This window comes from Devosia sp. CAU 1758, assembly GCF_054482695.1.
In genome coordinates this window covers 391,973-414,310 of record NZ_JBTLRJ010000002.1, presented here as the reverse complement: position 1 = coordinate 414,310, position 22,338 = coordinate 391,973, and the positions used below count along the sequence as shown (strand labels likewise).

Here is a 22,338-nt window from a genome sequence, read left to right as displayed (position 1 = left end):
GAGCAATCCGGCGCCTTTTCCTTATGAGCCCGCACCCAGCACCTGCTTCAGAAAGTCTATGACCACGCGGACACGCCGGGGCTGATAAGGCCGCGATGGATAGACCAGCCACGCGGCGTTTTCCCCAACCGAAGGCGAAAGCCTCTCGTTGGGAAGCAGCGCAACGAGCTGGTTCATCCGGATATCGTCTTCCACCAGCCAGTCGGCCAATAGGGCAATGCCGGCCCCGTCGAGGCAGGCGCGCCGCAGCGCCAGGGGTGAGCTTATCGACATTGCGGGGTCGACAATGACCGGGTTGGCCGGCCTCGCCTCGCCAAGCCGGAACCACCGCTCGCCCATGCCCGGAAGGGCATAGGCAAGGCAAGCGAACCGCCCGAGGTCACCAAGGGTCTCCGGCGTGCCGTGTCGCGCGGCGAATGCGGGCGAGCAACAGAGGATATAGCCCGTGCCATGCAAGCGGGCCGCCACAACATCACCCGACACATGCGAAGCATGCCTGAGGGCTAGGTCGATCCCTTCCGATACCAGGTCCTGCTGGGTCTCGGTGAGAACCAGCTCAAGCTTGAGCTCGGGATGCCTTTCCTGCAGTCGCCCCAATAGGGGCACAACCCGCCTTTCGCCATAGGCCACCGACGCCGAGAGCCGAACTTTACCCCGCACCTTGTTAGCCGCTTCACCAACGCAGTCCCGAAGCGCCTCCATTTCGGTCAGGATATGACGCGCATGCACCAGCACATTGGCACCGGTTTCAGTCAGCGACAGATGCCGCGTGTTGCGCTCGAACAACCGTCCGCCCAGCTGCCTTTCGAGCGCGGCAATCTGGCGCGAGACGGTCGAGGGGTCAGTTTGATGCCTGTCGGCGGCAGCGGCAAAGCTCCCCGCATCTGCAGCACTCACAAGCAATTCGAGCAGACTGAGCTTCATTGATGCAATTTTGGAATGAGTGAGGGGGCATTGCGTCCATTTTTCCATATTTTTGCATGCGATACCAGAGCGCTTGTAAACACCTGGAGCACACAAGATGATGCCTTCTATCGAGCCTGGCGCTGCCTTTCCGCCGATGTCCCTGAGCCTGCTGACCGGGGAGGACGTCACCTTCGGCGCTGGTCACTGGCACCTTCTCGTCATCTATCGCGGCGCCCATTGCCCCATGTGCAGAGCATACCTCACCGCGGCTGAAGCCCTTCGCCCGCGCTTTGCCGAGGCCGGTTTTAACCTAGTGCTGACATCAGCAGACAGCGCGGAGCGGACACAGCCGCTGCTGACCGAAACGGGCTATAATGGACCGGTCGCCGTGGGCCTGTCCGTTGACCAGATGCGGGGGCTTGGGGTCCGCATGAGCCCGGCTGGCGACACAGGTGCTGCCGGCCCCTTTGCCGAACCGGCGGCCTTTGCCGTGGATGCACAAGGTCGCCTGCACCTGGTCCAGATCAGCAATGCACCCTACGCCCGGCCCGATCTTGAAGCCTTGTTGGCTGGCCTTACCTACGACCGGGACAATGCCATCCATCCCCGGGGTGGCGCACGATGAGCTTCGATATGCGCTCAGTGCTGTCAGGAAAACGTGTTGTGATCACCGGTGCCACTCGTGGCATTGGGGCGGCAATCGTAGATCTGTTCGCTCGGAACGGCGCGCGACTTGCCATGGTGAACAGGCGGCCTGCCGCAATGTCAGGCCATGCCGAGGTGATCGAGGCGCTCTGCGATCTCGCTGACTTGTCGGCCGTTCCGGCTGCCATTGGTGCGGTTATCGCCGAATTGGGTGGGATAGACATCCTCATCAACAATGCGGGGACTATCGAGCCCATAGCAAGGGTCGAAGACAGTGATCCTGCTGCCTGGGCAGGCGTTGTGCAAACCAATCTGGTGGGCGCATTTGCCGTTACGCATGCGGTTCTGCCTGCGATGCTGAAGGCAGGCGGCGGCACCATCATCAATGTCAGCTCCGGCGCAGCCATTGCCCCGCTGGAGGGTTGGAGCCACTACTGTGCCAGCAAGGCGGGCTTGCGCGCCCTGACTGCGTGCCTCGATCTGGAGCTGCGTGCCAAGGGCATTCGTGCACTGGGAATCAGTCCCGGCACCGTGGCCACGGGTATGCAGGGGGCCATTCGACGCTCGGGCCTCAACCCCGTCAGTCGCCTGGACCCCAACGTCCACATCGCGCCACTTTGGGTGGCCCAGTCGATCGCGTGGCTGTCGACGCCGGAAGCAGACCGTTTCCTGGGTACGGACTTTTCACTCAAGACCGAAGAGGGGCGCAAACTGGCCGGCTTGCCGCATAGCTGAGTGTCGCGCAGCTAGCGCCCCGAGCTGGCGGGTTGAATGCCGCCAGCTCAGTTTGGCGTTAGTCGGGGCCGTGACTTCACCGCTCGTCCAGCCGCGGCATCAGTTCGACGAAATTGCACGGCTTGTGCCGGTAATCGAGCTGGTGGGTGAGAATGCCCTCCCAGGCGTCGCGGCAGGCGCCGCGCGAGCCGGGCAGGCAGAAGACGAAGGTCGTGCCGATCAGCCCCGCCGTGGCGCGCGATTGCATGGAGCTGGTGCCTACCGTACTTGCGGAATATTGGTGGAACAGCACCGAAAAGCCTTCCATGCGCTTGTCGAACAGCGGCTCGACCGCTTCCGGGGTGATGTCGCGCCCGGAAAATCCGGTCCCGCCGGTGGTCAGGATCACATCGACCTTGGGGTTGGCGACATAGGCCTGCACGGCGGCGCGCACGAGCTGGATTTCGTCACGCACCACCTGCCGTTCAAAGCAGTGATGTCCGTCGGCTTCCAGCAGGGACTTGAGCAGCGCTCCGCCCGTGTCGGTTTCCAGCGTTCGCGTATCGGATACGGCAATGACGGCGATGGAAAGCGGCCTGAATGCCCGGTCCTCAAATCTTGCCGTCTTGAACATCGCTATCACCGCCCACTGTCTCGATCAATTCATCCGGCACAGCCGCTTCGCGCTGCACCGGAATCTCGTCGGCATCACTATCAGCGCGCGGGTCGAGAACAAAGCTCTCTGGCGTCACCTGCTTGTCGCCGACCGGCTGGAACGGCGCCTTGGACCCATCCGGGCTCTTGCGCACGCGCATGCGCAGATAAGCCGTGCCGGCCAGGGCACCATGGAAGGTGGCGGTGACAACGAACAGCCCGACCGGGCTCCAGGCTCCCATGATCAGCGAGGCAACGGCCGGTCCGATAGCAAGCCCGACGCCTAGGATCAGCAGCATGCCTCCGGCGATCTTGGCGAAATCACCGTCACGCGCGAAGTCGTTGGCATGGGCGACCGCCACCGCATAGATAGGGTTGGCGGCAAAGCCATAGGCGGCAAACAGCACATACATGCCCCAGCCGGCGCTGGGATTGATCAACACCGTCAGCGCGCCGACTAGCGCCGCAAAACCGGAGAGCCCGATCAGCACCAGTCGCCGGTCAATGCGATCCGAAAGGCGTCCAAACGGAACCTGCGCCACCGCACCCAGAATGGCGGCGACGGCAAACAGCAGGGCGATGCCGCTGGCATCGAGCCCCTGTTCATAGCCATAAACCGGCGCCAAAGTACCGAACGCGCCGTTCGCCATGCCGACCGAAAAAGCAGCAATCGCCGCGACTGGCGAGGTGCGGTAGAGCAGCCCGATATCCACCCGCGCCGATTGTAGCGGCTTGGGCTGCGGGCTGGAGGTGAGGGCCGTGGGCAACACGGCGCAGATGAAGCTGATGGCGCCGATGACAAAGGGCAGATAGCCCGCCGTGCCGGTGACCGACATGGCAATCTGCCCCAGGGTCGAGGCCGCCATGTTGATGGTCACATAGATCGAGAAGATGGTACCGCGGCTCCGATTGTCCGAGACTTCGTTGAGCCAGCTTTCCACGATCATCGCCGCGCCGGCAAAGCAGAAGCCGGAGAGTGCGCGCAGCACGATCCAGCTGAAGTCGTTGATCCACAAAAGGTTGAGTAGGATGGTGATGGTGCCGATCGCGGCCATCACTGAAAAGGCCCTGATATGGCCTACATTGCGCACCACCAGCGGCACAGTCAGCGAGCCGGCGACGAACCCCACCGACCATCCTGTGCCGATCAGGCCTAGCGCAAGCAGCGAGAAGCCCTCCTCCGCACCGCGCACAGAGAGCAGCAACCCCTGCAAGCCACCCCCGAACATCAACAGGGCCGATCCCACAAACAGGGCATAAATCTTGATGACGGAAGCCATGACGCGGCGGAAGCCTTTGATATTACTCGGAACGGTGCAAATCACTCGAACGCGACCATAGCGCGTCAAGTTGCGCTGGACAGCCCCGAAATCGGATCAGTGCAGTCCCAGGTCTTCCACCCTCTCGCGGAAACTCAGCATGTCGCGCCACGCCTGCTGTTTGGCAGCCGGATTGCGCAGCAGATAGGCCGGATGCAGCGTCGGCAGGGCCGGCATCTGATGGCTGCCGATGGCAACATCCTGCCATTTGCCGCGCATCTTGATGATGCCATTGCTGGTCTGGAAAACCGTCTGCATGGCCGGCCCGCCTAGCGTCATCACCAGCTTGGGCGCCACCAGTTCCACCTGCCGTTTGAAAAAGGGCAGGCACAATTCCAGTTCCTCGGGCGTCGGCGCGCGATTGCCAGGCGGCCGCCAAGGTACGGTATTGACGATATAGACCTGCGTACGATCGAGCCCAATGGCGCCCAGCATGCGGTCGAGCAATTGCCCCGAGTGACCGACAAACGGCTTGCCCTGCCGGTCCTCCTCGGCCCCGGGAGCCTCCCCGATCAGCATGATTTTTGCTTTCGGATTGCCATCGGCAAATACCAGTTGGGTGGCGCGGAATTTCAGTCCGCAGCCATCATAATTGTCCAGAATTTCTCGCAATTGTTCCAGCGACTGGGCAGAGGCAGCAAGCTGGCGCGCTGCACTCGGGTCGCCCCCAATGGGGCCGGCCTGCTGCGGCACCGGCGCCACCGGCTGGCTTGCGGGGGCAGCCGCACGGTGTGGCATCGCCACGGGGGCCGGGGGCCTCTGCGCAAAGCGGTCGACCGGCTCGTCAATCACGGCAATATCCACCCCGGCGGCTCGATACCAGTCGAGCACCGAGACCAGTTCGGCATTGTTGAGCGGTCGATCTTGAGACATCGGCCCCGTTATGTCACACCCCGTCCAAGGCGACCAGTCGCCCGCAGAGCCCCAGAGGATCTATCCACCATGGCAGAAGCCGGCAATCGTGAAACGCTCGCCACCGATGTGCTGATCGTCGGCGCCGGCCCCTCAGGCCTGGCTGCAGCGATCCGGCTCAAACAGCGCCATCCCGACATCGCCGTGACGGTGGTGGAAAAGGCGGCCGAGATCGGCGGGCACATCCTTTCGGGCGCCGTCATGGACCCGGTTGGCCTCGATGCCCTCACCCCCGACTGGCGGCTCGAGGGCGCTCCGATCGGCCCTGACGTCACAAGCGACACCTATCATTTCCTCACCAGCAACGCAGACTTCGCCTTCCCCCACCTGCTGGTGCCGCCCCAGATGCGCACCAAGGACGGGGTCATTGTCAGCCTGGGCGATCTGGTGCGCTGGCTGGGCGAGCAGGCGGCCGCACTGGGCGTCGATATCTTTCCCATGACCGCTGCGATCGACGTGCTGCGCGACGGCAATGGCCCGGTGCGCGGGATCATTACCGGCGATCTCGGCCTTGACGCCGAGGGCAATCCGAAACCCGGCCACGCTCAGGGCATTGCGCTCGAAGCCAGGTACACGCTGATCGCCGAAGGCGCTCGCGGGTCGCTGGCCAAACAGGTCATTGGCGATTTCGACCTGGCCCGAAACGCCAGCCCGCAAAAGTTCGGCCTTGGCATCAAGGAAGTCTGGGAGATCCCCGCCGACCGCCACCGGCCCGGCAAGGTCGACCACTATCTCGGCTTCCCGCTCGACAATGCTACCGGCGGTGGCGGCTTTGCCTATCATGCAGAAGACCGCAAACTCTATCTCGGCCTCGTCGTCCATCTCGACTATGCCGACCCCACGCTCTCACCCTTCGACGAATTCCAGCGCTTTAAGACCCATAAGTCCATCGCGCCCCTGCTCGAAGGGGCGACGCGCCTCAGCTATGGCGCCCGCGCACTGACTGCCGGCGGCTTGCAGGCAGTTCCCGACCTTGCCTTTGCCGGCGGTGGCCTGATTGGCTGCGCGGCAGGCTTCATGAACGCGCCGCGCCTCAAGGCCATTCACAATGCGATTCTTTCGGGCATCGGCGCCGCCGATGCGATGGGCGAAGCCATCGCCGCCGGCCGTCAGCACGACTTGATAGAGGATTTGGGACACCACATTCTCTCCACCGGCATCGAGAAGGAGTTGCGGGGCGTCCGTAACCTCAAGCCGCTCTGGAACCGGTTTGGCACGCTGTTCGGCGCTTTCCTTGGTGGCTTCGACATGTGGTGCCAGACCGTGCTGCGGTTTTCGCCCTTTGGCACCCAGACCTGGAAAACGCCTGACAACACCAGGCTTCGCCCCCTTGCGGAGGTAACGCCGCGCCAATATGCCCGCTCTGACGGCAAATTGACCTTTGACCGGTCCTCGTCGGTTTTCCTGGCCAATCTGGCCCATGACGAAGACCAGCCGGTGCATCTGAAGCTGGCCGACCCAACGGTACCGATCCGCGAAAACCTGCCGCGCTATGGCGAGCCGGCGCCGCTTTATTGCCCTGCAGGTGTCTATGAACTGGCCGAGGAGGGCGGCGAGCCGGTGTTCCGAATTCATGCCGCCAATTGCGTTCACTGCAAGACCTGCGACATCAAGGATCCGGCCGGCAATATCACCTGGGTCCCGCCCGAAGGCGGCAGCGGTCCCAATTACAGCGGAATGTAACCCCGCGCATAACAGCCCGGCCTTGCGGCGCAGCCGCAAAACGGACAATCTTTGCGCCCAAGCGCTGCCGGCATCGGCAAAGGGAGAGACTGAGCACGTGATCCTGCATTTCAATCGACGGGCGTGGCGCCTGACCATGGCCGCCCTGCTTGCCCTGATGGCTACACCCCTTGCCGCCCAGACCGGCGCCAGCCTCTCCGTGCAGCAGGCGGCCCAGGATATGCTCGAACTATTCCGGCCCAGTGTCACCGGCGCCTATATGGCCGGGCAGCAGGCCCTCAAGGATCTACGCACCGACGAGGCTGCCCGCTATTTTTCCGATGCGGCACAGGCCGACTGGGACAATCCGATCCTGATTGAGCGAGCCTTCGTGGCACTGGCGACTGACGGGCAGATCGGCAAGGCCGCCTCGACCGCCCGCCGCATGCTCGAACTCGATGCCCAGAACGAACTTGCCGAACTGATCGTGGCGACCGAAGCGCTCAAGGAGCGCCGCTATGGCGCGGCCGCTCGGCAGCTGGCCACCATCTCGCAGGACAGTTTCAGCGGTATCACTGCCGGCATTCTGCGGGCTTGGGCGCTGGTGGGCGACAATCGCGGCGATGAAGCGCAGGTACTGATGCAGGAACTCGGCGCCAATGGCCTGGACGAGTTCCTTATCTTTCATCGGGCATTGATGGCCGAAGCCGCCGGCGATTCCGAGCTGGCGCTCGAATTGGCTGCCCGCGCCTTCGAGAACGAGCCCTATGTGGCGCGCATGGCCGAGGTCTATGCCCGCATGCTGGCCAATGATGGTCAGTTCGATGCGGCGCGCGATGTGCTCGATGCCTTCGAGGCTGAGGGCCTCTCCCACCCGATCATCAACATCGTGCGCGAGGCAGTTGAATCCGGTCGTCGCCCGGGCGTCTTCGCTACCAATGTGCAGGTCGGCGCGGCCGAGATGTTCCATGGCATTGGCGTTGCACTGTCGCGTGATGGCAGCGCCGACCTGGCGCTGGTCTTCCTGCGCCTCGGCATCTATCTCGATCCAGGCGCCGACCTGATCTCCATGGCGCTGGGCCAGTTGCTCGACGAGGCCGGCCAGCACGACGCGGCCAATGCCATCTACGATGCCATTCCCGTCATTTCTCCGCTCAAGCCCATGGCCGTGGTCAGGGTAGCGCAAAATCTCGACGCCACAGGCGACCGCGCCGAGGCCATACGGCGCCTGAAAAACATCGTCGCCACCCGGCCTGACGATCTCGATGCCGTTTCGGTATTGGGCGATCTGCTGCGCTATGACGAGGACTATCTGGGCGCGGCCGAAGCCTATGGCAAAGCGCTGGAAATTTCCGGCGGCGAATCCCCCGCCGACTGGCGCTTCTACTACGTACGCGGCATCGCCTATGAGCGGGCAAAGGAATGGCCCAAGGCCGAGGCCGATTTCCTCAAGGCGCTCGAACTTAATCCCGATCAGCCCCAGGTGCTCAACTATCTGGGCTATAGCTGGATCGACCAGGACATGCATCTGGAGCGGGCGCTCGAAATGATCGAGATGGCCGTCGAGGCCCAGCCCCAGGATGGCTACATCATCGATTCACTCGGCTGGGCTTTCTACAAGCTCGACCGCATGGAAGAGGCCGTTGAGACGCTCGAACGGGCGGTGATGCTGTTGCCCAACGACCCCGAGATCAACGACCATCTGGGCGACGCCTACTGGAAGGCCGGACGCCGGCTGGAAGCGCGTTTCCAGTGGAACATTGCTCGCTCGGTGGATGAGGTCGGCAATGTCGCCGAGCGCGTGACACCCAAGCTGGCCGAAGGGCTGACGCCGGAAACCGAGACCGAATAATCCGGCCATGGGCAAGACCCTGTTCCAGACCGCGCCGGCCAAGATCAACCTGGCGCTGCATGTCACGCGCCGGCGCGAGGATGGCTATCACGACCTGGAAAGCCTGATCGTTTTCGCCGATATCTTCGACGATCTCGAAGCCAGTGTGGCCGAGGCGGACAGCCTCACGATTGCCGGACCGTTCGGCGCAGGATTGGGTGCCGGGCCGACCAATCTGGTGTTGCGCGCCGTCGCCGCCTTCCGTGCGCGTTGGCCGGAGCTGTCGCCCCCCGGCCTCAGCCTGCATCTGGTCAAGAACCTGCCGATCGCCGCTGGCATTGGCGGCGGTTCTGCCGATGCCGCGGCGGCTCTGAGGATGATGGCGGCGCTGGCGCCCGAGCCAATACCAGTGCCCGATTTGACCGACCTTGCCGCGGGCCTTGGGGCCGATGTGCCGGCCTGCCTGCTATCCCGTCCATTGGTAGCGCGCGGCGTCGGTGAAATCCTGGCGCCGCTGCCCGAATTTCCCGCGCTCTACATCACCCTGGTCAATCCGATGGTTCCCGTGGCGACCGCCGATGTGTTTCGCCGCCTGCGCACCCATGACAATTACCCGTTGCCGGCGCTGCCAGACCCACTGACCCGCCCGGCCCAGTTGGGCCTCTGGCTCAGCGAAACCCGCAACGATTTGGAACCGCCGGCGGTCAAGCTGGTGCCCGAAATTGGCGCACTGGTGGATGAACTGGCCGTCACCTCGGGATGCGTCCTGGCCCGAATGTCGGGCTCCGGCGCCACCGTGTTCGGTCTCTTTGGCTCGGAGGGCCAGGCGCACGAGGCGGCTAACCATCTCAGGCACCTGTATCCGGAACATTGGGTCGCCGCCGCCGCAGTTTCTGGTCCCGGTTAGATCCCGCTCCTGCGAAAACGTGATCGAAAACCATCCTGTAATCGGTTTTGAATGCTCGCCGATTCAGGTATTAAGTGCTCGGGGCGCATCTATTTGTGAACACGCGGGCATTTGTCGGCGGCGTTCGTCTTGTTGCGGATCCCCATAACGTGCCTCTCCATACAGTACTGAAGTTCGCAGCCCTTGGTCTGACAATGGCTGTCGCGGCTTGTTCCGGTGGTGGATCCTCATCGTCCCCCGGTGGTGACAGCTCTTCCGGCAGCAGCAGCACGGGTGGTGGCGGCGCCAGTTCTGTCCCATCCCATGTGTTTACCCCCGCTCCCAGCACCAGCTGGGCCGGTCGAGGTGTGTCCTTCGATGCCGCGCAAGCCGCTGCCATTGCCGCATCGGCAGAGTTCCGCGCCAGCGATGCAAGCTGCGCCACCGTTGGTTGCGGCGTCTCGCAGAAAGGAACCCAGTCGGCGGCCTTTGTTCTGCATGGTGTCAACTGGGCTCATTCCGCTGGGCTGATTGGCGCCGGCCAGACCATTGCCATAGTCGACGACGGCTTTCGGCTGACGCATCAGGAGTTGGCCGGCAAGAGCATCACTGCGACTGGGCTATTGCCTGATGATGGACATGGCACCTTCGTCGCCTCTATTGCCGCGGGGAAGAAAGATGGGGTCGGAATGCACGGTGTGGCACCCGGCGCCGATCTGCATCTGACCTCGTTCGCGCCTTCAGGGGCAGGCTTCGACATCGCCAATGTTACAGCTGGTACCCTGGCCGCTGCCGGGCTGAGTGCCGTCGCCCAGAACAATTCCTGGGGCTTTGACATTTCCTCGCAGAACTTGAAAACCTACCTCGATAGCCACCCGGGTCACACGACCGCGCAGGGGTTGAATGCAACGCTGGGTTACGGTTCGAACAATTGGCAGGGCTATCTCAACGCGTTGGATAGCTTCCAGAATTCGGGCGTCGTCGTTTGGGCACTCTCGAACAATGGCAACCTGACTTCTGGCGACATCATGGCGACCTTGCCCTATTTCGAACCACGCCTGGCCGAAGCCTGGATTGCCGCGGCCAATGGCTATTTCGAAATCAATGGCAATGGCGATATCACCCGTGCGGTGCGCCTTTCGGCTGCCTGTGGTCGGGCCGCAAAATTCTGCCTGGCCGGTGACGGCATCACCCGCGCGGCCTGGAATGGAAGCGATAGTGACTATCGCAGTGGGTTCGGCACCTCCTTTGTCGCGCCTCAGGTAGCCGGGGCCGTCGCACTGCTTGCAGAGGCCTTCCCCGACATGACGCCGTCCGAATGGGCGCAACGCCTGCTGGCCAGCGCAGACAATTCCTGGTTTTCCGCCCAGGGTGTTCCGCTTGCCGGTACGATCGACTACGGCAACGGTGTCTCGCACGGCTATTCGGATGAGTGGGGCCATGGTGTCATGGATATCCGTGCCGCCCTCAGCCCGATCGGTTCGGTATCGGTACTCAGCGGCGCCAGCGTCAACAGCGCAGAACGTCATAGTCTCTCCGAAAGCACCATTACCGCACCGGCCAGCTTTGGCGATTCGCTGGCCCGGGCTCTCGGGCCGCAACAATTGGCAGTTTTCGATGCGCTCAATCGCGCCTTTTCGGTGTCTTCGGCCAGTGCTGTGCAAACCGCGCCGGCGACCGTGCTGCCGCGCCTCCCCGGACAGGCCAGCATTGATGAGGGGCATGAGGTTTTAAATCTGTTCCATACCGACGATCTCGCCGGCGCCGTGACCAGTTTTTCCGGAATGGGTGGCGAGGCTTCGGTGCTCTCAATGGCTGGAGAAAGCCTGTTGGTCGCTTCAATTGCTCCTGTCGGCGCAGGAGGCGAACTGACCACTTATGGGTTCGCAGCGGAACACGGTGCGGTGGACAATGGCGCATTTGCAGGCGCTGGCATGACCTTGTCCCTGCCGGTTGGCAATGGGCAGTTTCGCCTCGGCGCGACCCTCGCCGGGGAGCAGGGGGCGGTCATGGGTCTCGATGGCGGAGCCGCCTTCGATTTGGGTGACGGTAGCGCCATCGGCGCGCTGAGCCTTGGGCTGGAGCAGCCGGTTGCCCCGGACCTGACATTGTTCGGTCGCTTCGAATATGGAGCGATGGCGCGTCAGGGCGGCGGCGATGGCATCATATCCGATCTATCGGGCCTAACCTTCTCGGGAATGGAGTTTGGCGCCAGTTTTGCCGATGCACTGGCTGCGGGGGATCGCCTGACCTTGTCGATGTCCCAGCCTTTGAGAATCGAAACCGGTACGTTGGAAACGACCCGTCCGGTGGCGCGCTTGGCTGATGGCAGTATCGTCAACCAGACCTCCAGCGCCGATTTGGCATCATCCGGGCGGCAACTCGATCTTGGAATGTCTTATCAGGCCAGCTTGCCCAACCAGGCCTCGGTGAGCTTTGGCCTGAAGCAATCCATCAATTTCGGCCATGTGGCGGGCCAGACCGGCACCGGCGCGATGCTAGGCTATCGCCAGGGATTCTAGGATCAGTTCGCGCGGCTGACGCTGTGCACGACGACCTCGGCGAGGATGGTCTTCATCTCGCTCTCGGGCAGGTCGGACAGGGCGGCGATCGCTGCCCTGGCATGGTCCTGCGCCTTGGCCAGCGTCCGGTTGAGCGTGTCATGGCGGTTGAAGATCGCCACCACCTGATGCACTTCGAGATCAGTGGCTTCGGCTTTGCCGAGCGCCGAGGCGATGATGGCGCGCTCACCCTCCGAAGCCGCTTCGAGCGCCAGGATCACCGGCAGGGTCATCTTGCCCTCGCGCAGATCGTCGCCGACATTCTTGCCCAGCGTGCCCGACTGCCCGCCATAATCGAGCGCGTCATCGACCAGCTGGAAGGCATTGCCCAGTTCGAGGCCGTAAAGCGCCAACGCCTTGCGTCCGGCCGCGTCGGCGCCACCCGACATGGCGCCCACTTCGCAGGCCGCCTCGAACAATACGGCAGTCTTGGCGCGGATGACTTCGGCATAGTCTTCGGCACTGGTGTCGAGATCGCCGGTCTTGGAGAGTTGGAAAACCTCGCCCTCGGCCATCACCGCAGAGGCGGCCGAAAGCACGCCCAGCGCGTCGACATCACGGGTTTCCGCCATCATCATGAAGGCCTGGCCGAGCAGGAAATCCCCCACGAGAATCGAGGCCTTGTTGCCCCAGACCATGCGGGCCGCCGGCTTGCCGCGGCGCAGGTCGCTCTCGTCCACCACGTCGTCGTGGAGCAGGGTGGCATTGTGCATGAATTCGACGGCAGCGGCGAAATTGACGGCGCTGCCATTGCCCTTGCCAAACAGGATCGCTGCGGCCACGGTCAGCATGGGCCGCAGGCGCTTGCCGCCGCTGTCGATGAGATAGCGGGCCAGCTCGGGGACCATGTCGACATGGCTATGCGCGCGCTCCAGGATCAGCGCATTAACACGTGCCATATCCTCAGCCGTCGCGGCCATCAGCCGCTCGACCGGGTTCGTCGCTGGCGCTTCCTTGATCTGGGGCAGAACTGACACCGCCATAAAGTCCTTGTTGCCTTCGCTGGCAAATCGGGTTGAGACCGATGCGCCGGGCCATATATGGTCGCAGCAAACCAGCCATCCGGGTGCGATGTCCCTAGACCAGCCAACTGAATTTGTAAAACAACAAACCGTCACGCGCGATGCCTTTTTGGGCGGTCGCCTCACTCTGTCGCAGCCCCGCAACGGCTTTCGCGCCGGGCTGGACAGCGTGCTGCTTGGCGCGTCGGTCCCGGCGGGCACTGGCCGTCTGCTTGATCTGGGCGCCGGCGTCGGCACGGCGGGCCTGGTGGCACTGGCGCTGGCGCGGGCGGAACGGGCCGATCTTGTCGAGCGCGATCCGCCAACACTTGATCTCGCCAGAGCCAATATCGCGGACAATGGTTTTTCCGATCGTGCGATGGTACTGGCCATCGATATTCTGGCCAAGGCCAGTGAGCGCCGTACTGCCGGGCTGGCGGACAATGCCTATGACGCGATTATTGCCAATCCGCCGTTTTTTGGGGCCGGGCAGGGGACGCAGGCCACCGACACCAGCCGGGCCAATGCCCGCCATATGGATGCCGAGGCGCTCGACCACTGGGTCCGCTGCGCAACCGCCGCGGCGAAAGCGGGCGGTACGGCCATTGTCATCTACCCCGCCACGGGGCTCGCCTCTCTCCTTGCCGCCTTCGAACCCCGTTTCGGTGCCGTGCAGGTCCTGCCGCTGTCGCCGCGCCCCGGCGAACCGGCGAGCCGCGTGCTCATGCGCGGCGTCAAGGGATCGCGCGCGCCGCTGACCCTGCTCTCGACGCGTGCAATGCATGGGGCGGAGGGCAATGGCTTTGTGCCCGAGTTCGACGCCATCCTCAAAGGGTCGGCACTGCTGGACTGGTAATCGCCCGGGGGCTTCCCTAAATAGGTCGACAATTCCCGAGGAGTGGACATGCCCGAAACGCCCGCCCCGAAACGCAATTGGCTGAGCCGCCTGGTGCGCCGCCCGCCCGTCATCCCCGTGGTGCGGCTGCACGGCGTCATCGCCGCCGAGCAGCGTCCGGGCCGGCTCAACATCGCCACGGTCGAGCCGTTGCTGGCCAAGGCTTTCGGCATGAAATCGGCGCCAGCGGTGGCGATCGTCATCAATTCGCCCGGCGGCTCCCCGGTGCAGAGCCGGCTGATCTCCAAGCGCATCCGCGATCTTGCTGACCAGCACGGGAAACCTGTGTTGGTCTTTGTCGAGGACGCGGCCGCCTCGGGCGGCTATTTCATCGCCGTGGCGGGGGACGAGATCTTCGTCGATCCCTCTTCCATCGTCGGCTCCATCGGCGTCATCATGGCCACCTTCGGTTTCGTCGGCGCCATCGACAAGCTCGGCATCGAGCGCCGCGTCCATACGGCCGGCCGCAACAAGTCGACGCTCGATCCCTTCCTGCCCGAAAAAGCCGAGGACATCGAGCGCATCAAGCGTTTCGAGCTCGATATTCATGAGGTGTTCATCAAGCATGTCCAGGAGGGACGCCGGGGACGCCTCAAGGCCGATGCCGACACCCTGTTCACTGGCGAATGGTGGACTGGCCTGCGCGGCGTCGAGCTGGGCCTGGTCGATGCCATTGGCGATCTCCACACCATTCTGCGCCAGCGTTTCGGCCCCGAAGTGGTGCTGCGCCCCATCGCGCCCAAACGCCCCTTCTTCGCACTGCCGCGGCTGGGATTCTCGGCCCAAGGCGTGGTAGATGACGTCACCACCTCCATCGAGGACCGCGCCGTCTGGGCGCGCCTCGGCCTCTAGGGTTCACCCATGCTGCTGCGTATTCTGCTCTTCGCCGCTCTCGCCCTGCTGATCTATTTCGGCGTGCGCCGCATCTGGAAGGACTGGTCCGGCAAGTTCAATGCCGATGCCGAGGAGGCCAAGCGCATCGCCCGCGAGCGAGATCGCGCCGAGCGCGACAAGCCCGGCGTCATCGATCTCAAGCGCGGCGACGACGGCACCTATCGTCCCAAGGACAAGGATGATGCCGACAAGCGGCATTGACCGCTTGGAGCCACCAAACTAGAGGTTTGTCCCGTCTCGGAGCGTTTCCAGCAAAAGTGGGAGCCGGTTTTGCGGTTCGGAAACGCGACCGGCCAGGATTGTTGCAGGATTTAGCCGATGACCTCTCGCCCCGCCCATATGGACCCCAGGAACTCGTTCCAGGGTCTGATCTTGACGCTCCAGCAGTTCTGGGCCGAGCAGGGTTGCGTCATTCTGCAGCCATTCGACATGCAGATGGGCGCGGGTACCTTCCACACGGCCACTACGCTGCGGGCCCTCGGCCCCAAGCCCTGGAACGCTGCCTATGTGCAGCCCAGCCGCCGGCCCAAGGACGGGCGCTATGGCGAGAACCCCAACCGGCTCCAGCACTATTACCAGTTCCAGGTGATCCTGAAGCCCTCGCCGGACAATATCCAGCAGCTCTATCTGGATTCGCTGGCGGCCATCGGCCTCGACGCCTCGGTCCACGATATCCGCTTCGTCGAGGACGACTGGGAAAGCCCGACCCTGGGCGCCTGGGGCCTGGGCTGGGAATGCTGGTGCGACGGCATGGAGGTGAGCCAGTTCACCTATTTCCAGCAGGTCGCCGGCTTTGAATGCTCCCCGGTGCCGGGCGAAATCACCTATGGCCTCGAACGCCTCGCCATGTATGTGCAGGGCGTCGAAAACGTCTACGACCTCAATTTTAACGGCCGCGAGGGCGATGAAAAGGTCAGCTATGGCGATGTCTTCCTGCAGAACGAGCAGGAACAGTCAAAGTACAATTTCGAGGCCGCCGACACCGAAATCCTCTTCCGCCACTTCGAGGATGCGGAAAAGGAATGCCGCGCCATTCTCAAGAAAGGCGCCGAGGCCAATCGCCAGACCATGGCCATCCCGGCCTATGAACAGGTCGTCAAGGCCTCGCACAATTTCAACATGCTCGACGCCCGCGGCGTCATCTCGGTCACCGAGCGCCAGAGCTACATCCTGCGCATCCGCGAACTGGCCAAGGCCTGCGGCGAAGCCTGGCTGCAAACCGCCGGCGGCGGCGCGGAATAGCCCGCGCCGCTTGTTGATCAGCCCTCGCTGAGAGCCGGCGCCTCGACCCTCACCACCGTCAACTTGTGGCGCTTGTCGGCGCGGTCGTGCCAGGTGATGGACTGGCCGGCCTTGAGGCCGATCAGGGCTGCGCCGATGGGCGTCATCACCGAGGCTCGGCCCTGGGCAATGTCGGCTTCGGCCGGATAAACCAGCGTCACGGTCTGCTCCTGACCCGCATTGGTCTGGTAGGTGACCCGGCCGCCCATGCGCACCACGCCCTCGGGCAGCTTGTCGTCAGCCACAATCTTGGCGCGCTCCAGCTCCGAGAGCAGCACTTCGGCGAGTTCCGGATTGCGGTCGAGGCCCGCCTCGGCCAGCGCGGTGAGCTTTGCGTGGTCGGCCTTGCCCAGGGTCAGCGGCGGGGTCAGGTCGCGGCGGATGTCAGTCATTGTCTTGTCCTTGATGGTCCGATGCGCGCTGGGATGGCTGCGCTCGCGGAGAGGATTTCTTGGGAAGCTATGAAACGTGCGCCGGCGGCATGCGGGAAAGTGCGGAACCCTAAACAGGCTCCGGCGCGGGCATGCCTAGGGTGTCTATCCTTCGATGAGGATATTGCAGCGATGGCTTGGGCGCGTGTTCATGCTTAGAAAGCTAGGGATTGAAGCCGGGAAGTCAAGCCCGGCTCCTAAAGATAGCGCACGCTGTTAGCTAGGCGATCGTGCGCTTCTCGACATAGACACCATAGAGCGTCGTGATGATGCTGACGCCAACAATGAGCTTTACCCAGCCTGACAGAGCCAGCCAGATCAGTCCAAATACAAGGCCATTGGACTGCGACAGCATCAAGGTCCCTGGAATGTCGATGGCAACAGCGGCGATGGCGGATACGATAGCCAGCCCCAGGATTGCCATGCCAGTTCCGCGCGTGGTCTTCCACGCCTCGGCAACGCCAAGACCTTGGCCCACGGCCGCGCCCGGCAGCATGGGGGACAACCTGTAGCTGACGAAGGTCATGACGAAGATGGTCACGATCGACAGCAGCATGACCATGATTTCGTTGCCGCCCATTGCCATTGCCAGCGATATCACTAGGAAAACCACCACAATTGCGGGCAGCAACAAGACCAGAAATGTCTGCACCAGCCGCCCAAGGTAAGCCAGCATCCGGTCGCCATGCACCTGCGGCAGGACCGCGTTAGGCTGTTCATTCAACAGCACGAAGCGATGCCAACCGACCGCGATCCAGAGATAGAGCACGACGCTCACCACGGTAGACACCGCACTGTCCCAGGTGAGCGTGGCCGGAGTGCCCGGCGCAGGCACGGGCGCCTGGCTGGCTGCCAGAAATGCCAGGCCGACAGACACTGCGAAAGTCACGATGTACAACAGCGCGGAGATGCGCAGGGCGTCGCCGAGTTGTGAGAAGACCATGCGGACGGCGTGCCGAAAAATGCGAAAACCCATGAAGTGTCATCCATGGGGCGCAAACCAGAACAGGGCGCGGCCTGCCCCCACAGCCGTGCCCCGGTTTCGCAAACTGATGTTCAACTACTAAGGAACGTATCGGTTTCCGGCAAGCATGCCGGGCAAGCCAAACGTCGTTGCCAACAGCCTTGCAAACTGCCAGTCTCCGCCGCGAAAAGCTTGAGGGAGCACACATGTTCGGTTGGGTCATTCTCGCCCTGGTCGTCGGCGTTATCGGCTACGCCATTGTCATCTACAACAGCCTGGTGTCCAACCGGCAGATGGTGCGCGAGGGCTGGTCGGGCATCGACGTGCAATTGAAGCGCCGCACCGATCTCATCCCCAACCTGATGGAAACGGTCAAAGGCTATATGGCCCATGAGCGCGAAACGCTCGATGCCGTCGTCAATGCCCGCGCCAAGGCTACCAGCGCCGCCGCATCCGGTCCCGAGGCCCGCGCCAGGGCCGAAGGCGAGTTGAGTGCTGCTCTCGGGCGCTTGCTGGCTATTGCCGAGGCCTATCCCGACCTCAAGGCCAATACCACCTTCCTTGAATTCCAGGCTGCGCTGCAAACTGTGGAAGACGAAATCCAGATGTCGCGCCGCTACTACAATGGCGCCGTGCGCAACCTCAACATCCAGGTGGAGAGTTTCCCCTCGAACCTCGTCGCCAACGGGTTCAAGTTCGAGCAGGCCGAATATTTCGAACTGGAAAACGAGGCCGAACGCGCCGTGCCGCAGGTCAAGTTCTGATACCGTCATGCGAGTCATTGCCCGCCTGATCCTTGCTTTGGTATTGCTGGCTACGCTGGTCGCGCCCACTATGGCGCGCGAGGAAATCCGCGCCTTTGCCACCGATGTCGAACTGCGCACCGATGGTTCAGTCGCGGTGCTTGAAACCATCGACGTAAACGCCGAGGGCAACCAGATCAGGCGCGGCATCTATCGCGACATTCCGGTGACCATGGTGGGCGATAGCGGTCACAAGATCCGCATAGATCTCGATGTCGAGGCTGTGACCCGCGCCGGGCGGCCCGAGATGTTCCGGGTCGAGCGCATGGGCGATTTCCAGCGCATCTGGATCGGTGATCCGGATGTGTTTCTGTCCAGCGGCGAGCACCGATATACCATTTCCTACACCATGGACCGCATGGCGCGCCCCACCAAGAAGGGTGACGAGCTCTATTGGAACGCCACTGGCAATTACTGGGACTTTCCCATCCTCACCTCGGTGGCCCGGGTGCGCCTGCCCCAGGGCGCGGTGCTGAACGATCTCTCCGCCTATACCGGCGCTGCCGGTTCAACGGAACGGGCGGTGAGCGTCACCCGCGAGAACGACACCACGGCCATCTTCCGCACCCAGCGGGTTTTGGCGCCGGGCGAGGGCATGACCTTTTCCGTGTCGTTCCAGAAGGGCGTCATCTCCTATCCTGAGGGCATGGACGCGCTGCTTCAGACCGCCTCGGACCTGCGCGAAGTCTGGCTGCCTGTCCTCGCCGTGATTCTGCTGCTGGTGTATAATTTCTCCGCCTGGATGCGGGTCGGGCGCGATCCGCCCAAGGGCACCATCATTCCTCTCTTCCATCCGCCCCGCGATTTCTCACCCGCCTTGACCCACTTCGTCCACAAATGGGGCTTTGCCAATGCGGGCTGGACCGCCATGACGGCGGCCATCTTCAATCTCGGGGTCAAGGGCCTCGTGACCATCAAGAATCTGGAAAAGACGCTGACTGTCGCCGTCACCGGCAAGCAGCCTGACAGCAAACTGCCGGTGGGCGAGCAGGTGCTGTTCTCCTATTTCCAGGGTCGCGGCGCGGTCACTTTCGATAAGGCCAATGGCAGGGACCTGGGGACCAAGCGCACCGAATTCATCAGCGCCATCGAGAGCGAGAACCGCAAGACCTGGTTCAACCACAATTGGCTATTTGCCGGGCTGGGCTACGTGCTCGCCGCAGCGATGGTCGTGGCCATGGTCGTATTCGATGTACTTGACCCGGTCTGGCTGGTCTTCGCGGTGTTTGGCGGTGTCTTTGTCGGCATCATCGGTGGGGTCGTGTTCAGCGCCATCAAGTCCGGCGGTCTGTTCCAGCGCTTCATGATCTTTATCTGGGCAGGCATCTTCGCCTTCAATCTGGGTGGCGGCCTGCTCGAAACCTTTACCGGCATCACCATCAATTCAGCGGCCCTTGCTGCGGGCTCCATGGTGGTGATCTGCGTGATCTTCACGGTACTGATGCGCGCGCCCACCGTGCAGGGCCGCAAGGTCATGGACGAGATCGAGGGCTTCAGGCTCTACCTCGAAACCGCCGAGCGGAACCGGCTCAACATTGTCGACGAGCCACCCATGACCGTGGACCGCTTCGAGCGCATCCTGCCCTATGCCATTGCGCTGGAGGTCGAAAAGCCCTGGTCCGAGCATTTCGAAGCTGAGCTCAAGCGCAATGCCGGGCCCGATCGTGACGGCTCCTATTCTCCGCACTGGTATTCAGGAAGCCGGTCCTTCTCGTCCGGCGGCATTTCCCGCGCCATCAGCACCGCCTCCTCGGGCATGGCGGCGGCCATGGTCGCGGCCCAGCCGGTGCAGGCCAGTTCTTCCGGCTCGGGCGGTGGCGGCTCATCGGGCGGCGGCGGCGGTGGCGGCGGCGGTGGCGGCTGGTAGCCAAAGCCGGCCTGAGCCGATAGACATGCCCGCGCCCCCGCGCTAATCACGCACACGCCTCTAAAAGACCGGTTGCCACCATGCCCGAACTGCTGCTCGAACTCTTCTCCGAGGAAATTCCCGCCCGCTTCCAGCGCCGCGCGGCCGAAGACCTCAAGAAAGCCGTCACCAATGCACTGGTCGATGCGGGTCTGGTTTATGAGGGCGCCAGAGCCTTTGTCACGCCGCGCCGCCTGGCTTTGACCGTCTCGGGCCTGCCGGACCGCTCGCCTGATACACGGGAGGAAAAGAAGGGCCCCAAGGTCGGCGCCCCGCAACCTGCCATCGACGGCTTCCTGCGCGCGGCTGGGCTAGCCTCGATTGACCAGGCCAAGGTCGTGGGTGACCCCAAGAAGGGCGATTTCTACGTCGCCCTCATCGAAAAGCCGGGCGCCGACGCCGTCGACCTTCTCTCGACCATCCTGCCAAAGGTGATTGTCGACTTTAGCTGGGCCAAGTCCATGCGCTGGGGCTCGGGGAGCTTCAACTGGGTGCGCCCGCTGCGCGCCATCACCGCGACCTTTGGCACCGAGAACGACGAACCCGTTCAGGTACCGTTCATGATCGGGGGCCTGGAGTCCGGCCAGACCACTTTCGGGCACCGGTTCCACGCGCCCGATGCCATCCGCGTGAAACGCTTCGATGATTATCTCGTCGCGCTGGAGCGCGCAAAAGTGGTGCTCGACATCGATCGCCGCAAGGACATTATCCGCACCGATGCCGATAATCTTGCGTTCGCTCAAGGGCTTAGTGTCATTCACGACGAAGGCTTGCTCGAAGAGGTGGCCGGGCTGGTCGAGTGGCCCAATGTTATGATGGGGTCATTCGATCCCGAATTCCTCAAGCTGCCCGAGGAAGTCATCATCGCCACCATCCGCGCCAATCAGAAATGCTTCTGCCTGCGCGATTCTTCGGGTAAGCTGGCGCCCAATTTCATCATTACTTCCAATACCATACCGGCCGATGGCGGCGCAGTTGTAGTGGCCGGAAATGAGCGCGTGATCCGCGCCCGCCTCTCCGATGCAGCCTTTTTCTATCAGGGCGACCTTGCCATTCCGCTTGAGCACGGCCTGCCCAAGCTCGAGGACATGGTGTTCCACGCCAGGCTGGGCACCCAGTTTGCCATGGTTGAGCGCCTGGTGCACCTGGCCGCAGAAATCGCCCCAAAGGTGGGCGCCGATGTCGACAAGACCCGTCGTGCCGCCATGCTCGCCAAGGCGGACCTTGTCACCGGCATGGTCGGCGAGTTCCCCGAATTGCAGGGCTTGATGGGGCGCTACTACGCGACCGCGCAAGGCGAACCGGCAGAAATCGCCAATGCGCTGGAGATGCATTATAAGCCCGTCGGGCCCTCGGACCGCGTGCCAACCGAGCCGGTGTCCATTGCCGTGGCGCTGGCCGACAAGCTCAACATGCTCTCGGGGTTCTGGTCTATTGACGAAAAGCCCACCGGCTCGCGCGACCCCTTCGCGCTGCGCCGTGCGGCCCTGGGTGTCATCCGCATCATCTCCGAGAACGGCTTGCGGTTCCCCCTCGCAGTCGAGCCGGACCTCCTGGCCTTCTTCCATGAACGCCTCAAGGTCACCCTCCGCGATGCAGGCGCTCGCCACGATCTGGTCGATGCCGTCATTGCCGCTGACAGCAACGACATTCTCCAGATCACCCAGCGCGCCGAGGCTCTGTCCACCCTGCTCGCCACCGATGACGGCGCCAATCTGTTGGCCGGCTACAAGCGGGCGGCCAATATCCTCGCCGCCGAGGAAAAGAAGGACGGCATGGCCTATGCCGGCACCGTCGACCAGGCGGCCCTGAAATTGGCTGAGGAAACCGCTTTGGCCTTTGCCGTCGATGCCGTCCAAGCCGCCGTGGCCGCCCATGTCGGCAACGACGACTACAAGGGTGCCATGGTGGAACTGGCGACGCTGCGTGCACCAGTGGATGCCTTCTTCACGGAGGTTCTGGTCAATGATACGGACCCCGCCGTCCGCGCCAACCGTCTCAACCTGCTCGCGCGTCTCCGTGACACCATGCGCCTGGTAGCCGATTTCGGAAAAGTGGCTGGCTAGGAAACGC

General features: G+C 63.2%; 20 protein-coding genes. 13 read left to right on the top strand and 7 right to left on the bottom strand.

The features are described 5' to 3' along the window. Positions 1–21: 21 nt before the first annotated feature. Complete coding sequence (locus tag ACXYMS_RS08040; protein WP_458905268.1) at positions 22–924, bottom strand: LysR family transcriptional regulator; 903 nt, start codon at positions 922–924, stop codon at positions 22–24. Positions 925–1,021: 97 nt separating this feature from the next. Here ACXYMS_RS08040 and ACXYMS_RS08035 point away from each other — a divergent pair, with 97 nt between their 5' ends. Both ACXYMS_RS08035 and ACXYMS_RS08030 read left to right on the top strand, forming a co-directional pair. Continuing rightward, complete coding sequence (locus ACXYMS_RS08035; RefSeq protein ID WP_458905266.1) at positions 1,022–1,531, top strand: redoxin family protein; 510 nt, start codon at positions 1,022–1,024, stop codon at positions 1,529–1,531. Further along, a complete protein-coding gene (locus tag ACXYMS_RS08030; protein WP_458905264.1) occupies positions 1,528–2,286 on the top strand; it encodes an SDR family oxidoreductase in 759 nt (252 codons plus the stop codon). Before ACXYMS_RS08035 ends, ACXYMS_RS08030 begins: the two co-directional genes overlap by 4 nt. A 76-nt stretch (positions 2,287–2,362) precedes the next feature. On the opposite strand, the gene moaB is transcribed toward ACXYMS_RS08030, so the two are convergent. The 3 genes from moaB to ACXYMS_RS08015 form a co-directional block, all read right to left on the bottom strand. After that, the gene (gene moaB, locus ACXYMS_RS08025; protein WP_458905262.1) at positions 2,363–2,899 is read right to left on the bottom strand and encodes a molybdenum cofactor biosynthesis protein B; all 537 of its coding nucleotides are present in this window, start codon (positions 2,897–2,899) and stop codon (positions 2,363–2,365) included. Further along, positions 2,877–4,199, bottom strand: coding sequence for an MFS transporter (locus tag ACXYMS_RS08020; RefSeq protein WP_458905261.1), 1,323 nt, complete (start codon positions 4,197–4,199; stop codon positions 2,877–2,879). The genes moaB and ACXYMS_RS08020 overlap by 23 nt, the downstream gene beginning before the upstream one ends. Positions 4,200–4,295: 96 nt before the next feature. Next, the gene (locus ACXYMS_RS08015; RefSeq protein WP_458905259.1) at positions 4,296–5,111 is read right to left on the bottom strand and encodes a uracil-DNA glycosylase; all 816 of its coding nucleotides are present in this window, start codon (positions 5,109–5,111) and stop codon (positions 4,296–4,298) included. Between the two features lie 69 nt (positions 5,112–5,180). On the opposite strand from ACXYMS_RS08015, the gene ACXYMS_RS08010 reads away from it, so the two are divergent. The 4 genes from ACXYMS_RS08010 to ACXYMS_RS07995 all read left to right on the top strand — a co-directional run bounded on the left by ACXYMS_RS08010 (position 5,181) and on the right by ACXYMS_RS07995 (position 12,051). After that, entirely contained in the window at positions 5,181–6,833 is a 1,653-nt protein-coding gene (locus tag ACXYMS_RS08010) for an electron transfer flavoprotein-ubiquinone oxidoreductase (protein WP_458905257.1), read from the top strand. A gap of 97 nt (positions 6,834–6,930) precedes the next feature. Beyond that, complete coding sequence (locus ACXYMS_RS08005; RefSeq protein ID WP_458905255.1) at positions 6,931–8,664, top strand: tetratricopeptide repeat protein; 1,734 nt, start codon at positions 6,931–6,933, stop codon at positions 8,662–8,664. A 7-nt stretch (positions 8,665–8,671) separates the two neighbouring features. Further along, positions 8,672–9,550: a 4-(cytidine 5'-diphospho)-2-C-methyl-D-erythritol kinase gene (locus ACXYMS_RS08000; protein WP_458905253.1), complete on the top strand. Its 879-nt coding sequence runs from the start codon at positions 8,672–8,674 to the stop codon at positions 9,548–9,550. A 347-nt stretch (positions 9,551–9,897) separates the two neighbouring features. Continuing rightward, a complete protein-coding gene (locus tag ACXYMS_RS07995; protein ID WP_458905252.1) occupies positions 9,898–12,051 on the top strand; it encodes a S8 family peptidase in 2,154 nt (717 codons plus the stop codon). A gap of 2 nt (positions 12,052–12,053) precedes the next feature. Here ACXYMS_RS07995 and ACXYMS_RS07990 read toward each other — a convergent pair whose 3' ends face one another. Further along, on the bottom strand, positions 12,054–13,073 hold the full coding sequence (locus ACXYMS_RS07990; protein WP_458905250.1) for a polyprenyl synthetase family protein: 1,020 nt from the start codon (positions 13,071–13,073) through the stop codon (positions 12,054–12,056). Between the two features lie 148 nt (positions 13,074–13,221). On the opposite strand from ACXYMS_RS07990, the gene ACXYMS_RS07985 reads away from it, so the two are divergent. From ACXYMS_RS07985 to ACXYMS_RS07970, 4 genes are all read left to right on the top strand, one after another. Then, entirely contained in the window at positions 13,222–13,947 is a 726-nt protein-coding gene (locus tag ACXYMS_RS07985) for a tRNA1(Val) (adenine(37)-N6)-methyltransferase (RefSeq protein ID WP_458905249.1), read from the top strand. A 48-nt stretch (positions 13,948–13,995) separates the two neighbouring features. Further along, positions 13,996–14,838: a S49 family peptidase gene (locus tag ACXYMS_RS07980; RefSeq protein WP_458905247.1), complete on the top strand. Its 843-nt coding sequence runs from the start codon at positions 13,996–13,998 to the stop codon at positions 14,836–14,838. A 9-nt stretch (positions 14,839–14,847) separates the two neighbouring features. Then, positions 14,848–15,081, top strand: a complete 234-nt coding sequence (locus tag ACXYMS_RS07975; RefSeq protein ID WP_458905246.1) for a hypothetical protein — start codon at positions 14,848–14,850, stop codon at positions 15,079–15,081. Between the two features lie 117 nt (positions 15,082–15,198). After that, positions 15,199–16,122 carry a glycine--tRNA ligase subunit alpha gene (locus tag ACXYMS_RS07970; protein ID WP_458905244.1) on the top strand — a complete coding sequence of 308 codons (924 nt, stop codon included), beginning with the start codon at positions 15,199–15,201 and terminating at the stop codon, positions 16,120–16,122. A gap of 17 nt (positions 16,123–16,139) precedes the next feature. Here the strand turns inward: ACXYMS_RS07970 and rnk are convergent, their stop codons facing one another. Together rnk and ACXYMS_RS07960 are read right to left on the bottom strand one after the other, a co-directional pair. Continuing rightward, the gene (rnk, locus tag ACXYMS_RS07965; RefSeq protein WP_458905242.1) at positions 16,140–16,553 is read right to left on the bottom strand and encodes a nucleoside diphosphate kinase regulator; all 414 of its coding nucleotides are present in this window, start codon (positions 16,551–16,553) and stop codon (positions 16,140–16,142) included. Between the two features lie 259 nt (positions 16,554–16,812). Further along, the gene (locus tag ACXYMS_RS07960) at positions 16,813–17,568 is read right to left on the bottom strand and encodes a hypothetical protein (RefSeq protein ID WP_458905241.1); all 756 of its coding nucleotides are present in this window, start codon (positions 17,566–17,568) and stop codon (positions 16,813–16,815) included. A gap of 194 nt (positions 17,569–17,762) precedes the next feature. Between ACXYMS_RS07960 and ACXYMS_RS07955 the strand changes: the two genes are divergently transcribed. The 3 genes from ACXYMS_RS07955 (at position 17,763) to glyS (ending at position 22,331) form a co-directional block, all read left to right on the top strand. Continuing rightward, complete coding sequence (locus tag ACXYMS_RS07955) at positions 17,763–18,320, top strand: LemA family protein (RefSeq protein ID WP_458905239.1); 558 nt, start codon at positions 17,763–17,765, stop codon at positions 18,318–18,320. A gap of 7 nt (positions 18,321–18,327) precedes the next feature. Further along, positions 18,328–20,226, top strand: coding sequence for a DUF2207 domain-containing protein (locus ACXYMS_RS07950; protein WP_458905237.1), 1,899 nt, complete (start codon positions 18,328–18,330; stop codon positions 20,224–20,226). Between the two features lie 80 nt (positions 20,227–20,306). Then, complete coding sequence (gene glyS / locus ACXYMS_RS07945; RefSeq protein ID WP_458905235.1) at positions 20,307–22,331, top strand: glycine--tRNA ligase subunit beta; 2,025 nt, start codon at positions 20,307–20,309, stop codon at positions 22,329–22,331. Positions 22,332–22,338 lie beyond the last annotated feature (7 nt).

Coding starts and splice junctions, on each gene's coding strand:
- ACXYMS_RS08040 (WP_458905268.1), bottom strand. CDS start 924: ATGAAGCTCAGTCTGCTCGAATTGCTTGTGAGTGCTGCAGATGCGGGG.
- ACXYMS_RS08035 (WP_458905266.1), top strand. CDS start 1,022: ATGATGCCTTCTATCGAGCCTGGCGCTGCCTTTCCGCCGATGTCCCTG.
- ACXYMS_RS08030 (WP_458905264.1), top strand. CDS start 1,528: ATGAGCTTCGATATGCGCTCAGTGCTGTCAGGAAAACGTGTTGTGATC.
- moaB (WP_458905262.1), bottom strand. CDS start 2,899: ATGTTCAAGACGGCAAGATTTGAGGACCGGGCATTCAGGCCGCTTTCC.
- ACXYMS_RS08020 (WP_458905261.1), bottom strand. CDS start 4,199: ATGGCTTCCGTCATCAAGATTTATGCCCTGTTTGTGGGATCGGCCCTG.
- ACXYMS_RS08015 (WP_458905259.1), bottom strand. CDS start 5,111: ATGTCTCAAGATCGACCGCTCAACAATGCCGAACTGGTCTCGGTGCTC.
- ACXYMS_RS08010 (WP_458905257.1), top strand. CDS start 5,181: ATGGCAGAAGCCGGCAATCGTGAAACGCTCGCCACCGATGTGCTGATC.
- ACXYMS_RS08000 (WP_458905253.1), top strand. CDS start 8,672: ATGGGCAAGACCCTGTTCCAGACCGCGCCGGCCAAGATCAACCTGGCG.
- ACXYMS_RS07990 (WP_458905250.1), bottom strand. CDS start 13,073: ATGGCGGTGTCAGTTCTGCCCCAGATCAAGGAAGCGCCAGCGACGAAC.
- ACXYMS_RS07980 (WP_458905247.1), top strand. CDS start 13,996: ATGCCCGAAACGCCCGCCCCGAAACGCAATTGGCTGAGCCGCCTGGTG.
- ACXYMS_RS07975 (WP_458905246.1), top strand. CDS start 14,848: ATGCTGCTGCGTATTCTGCTCTTCGCCGCTCTCGCCCTGCTGATCTAT.
- ACXYMS_RS07970 (WP_458905244.1), top strand. CDS start 15,199: ATGACCTCTCGCCCCGCCCATATGGACCCCAGGAACTCGTTCCAGGGT.
- rnk (WP_458905242.1), bottom strand. CDS start 16,553: ATGACTGACATCCGCCGCGACCTGACCCCGCCGCTGACCCTGGGCAAG.
- ACXYMS_RS07960 (WP_458905241.1), bottom strand. CDS start 17,568: ATGGGTTTTCGCATTTTTCGGCACGCCGTCCGCATGGTCTTCTCACAA.
- ACXYMS_RS07955 (WP_458905239.1), top strand. CDS start 17,763: ATGTTCGGTTGGGTCATTCTCGCCCTGGTCGTCGGCGTTATCGGCTAC.
- ACXYMS_RS07950 (WP_458905237.1), top strand. CDS start 18,328: ATGCGAGTCATTGCCCGCCTGATCCTTGCTTTGGTATTGCTGGCTACG.
- glyS (WP_458905235.1), top strand. CDS start 20,307: ATGCCCGAACTGCTGCTCGAACTCTTCTCCGAGGAAATTCCCGCCCGC.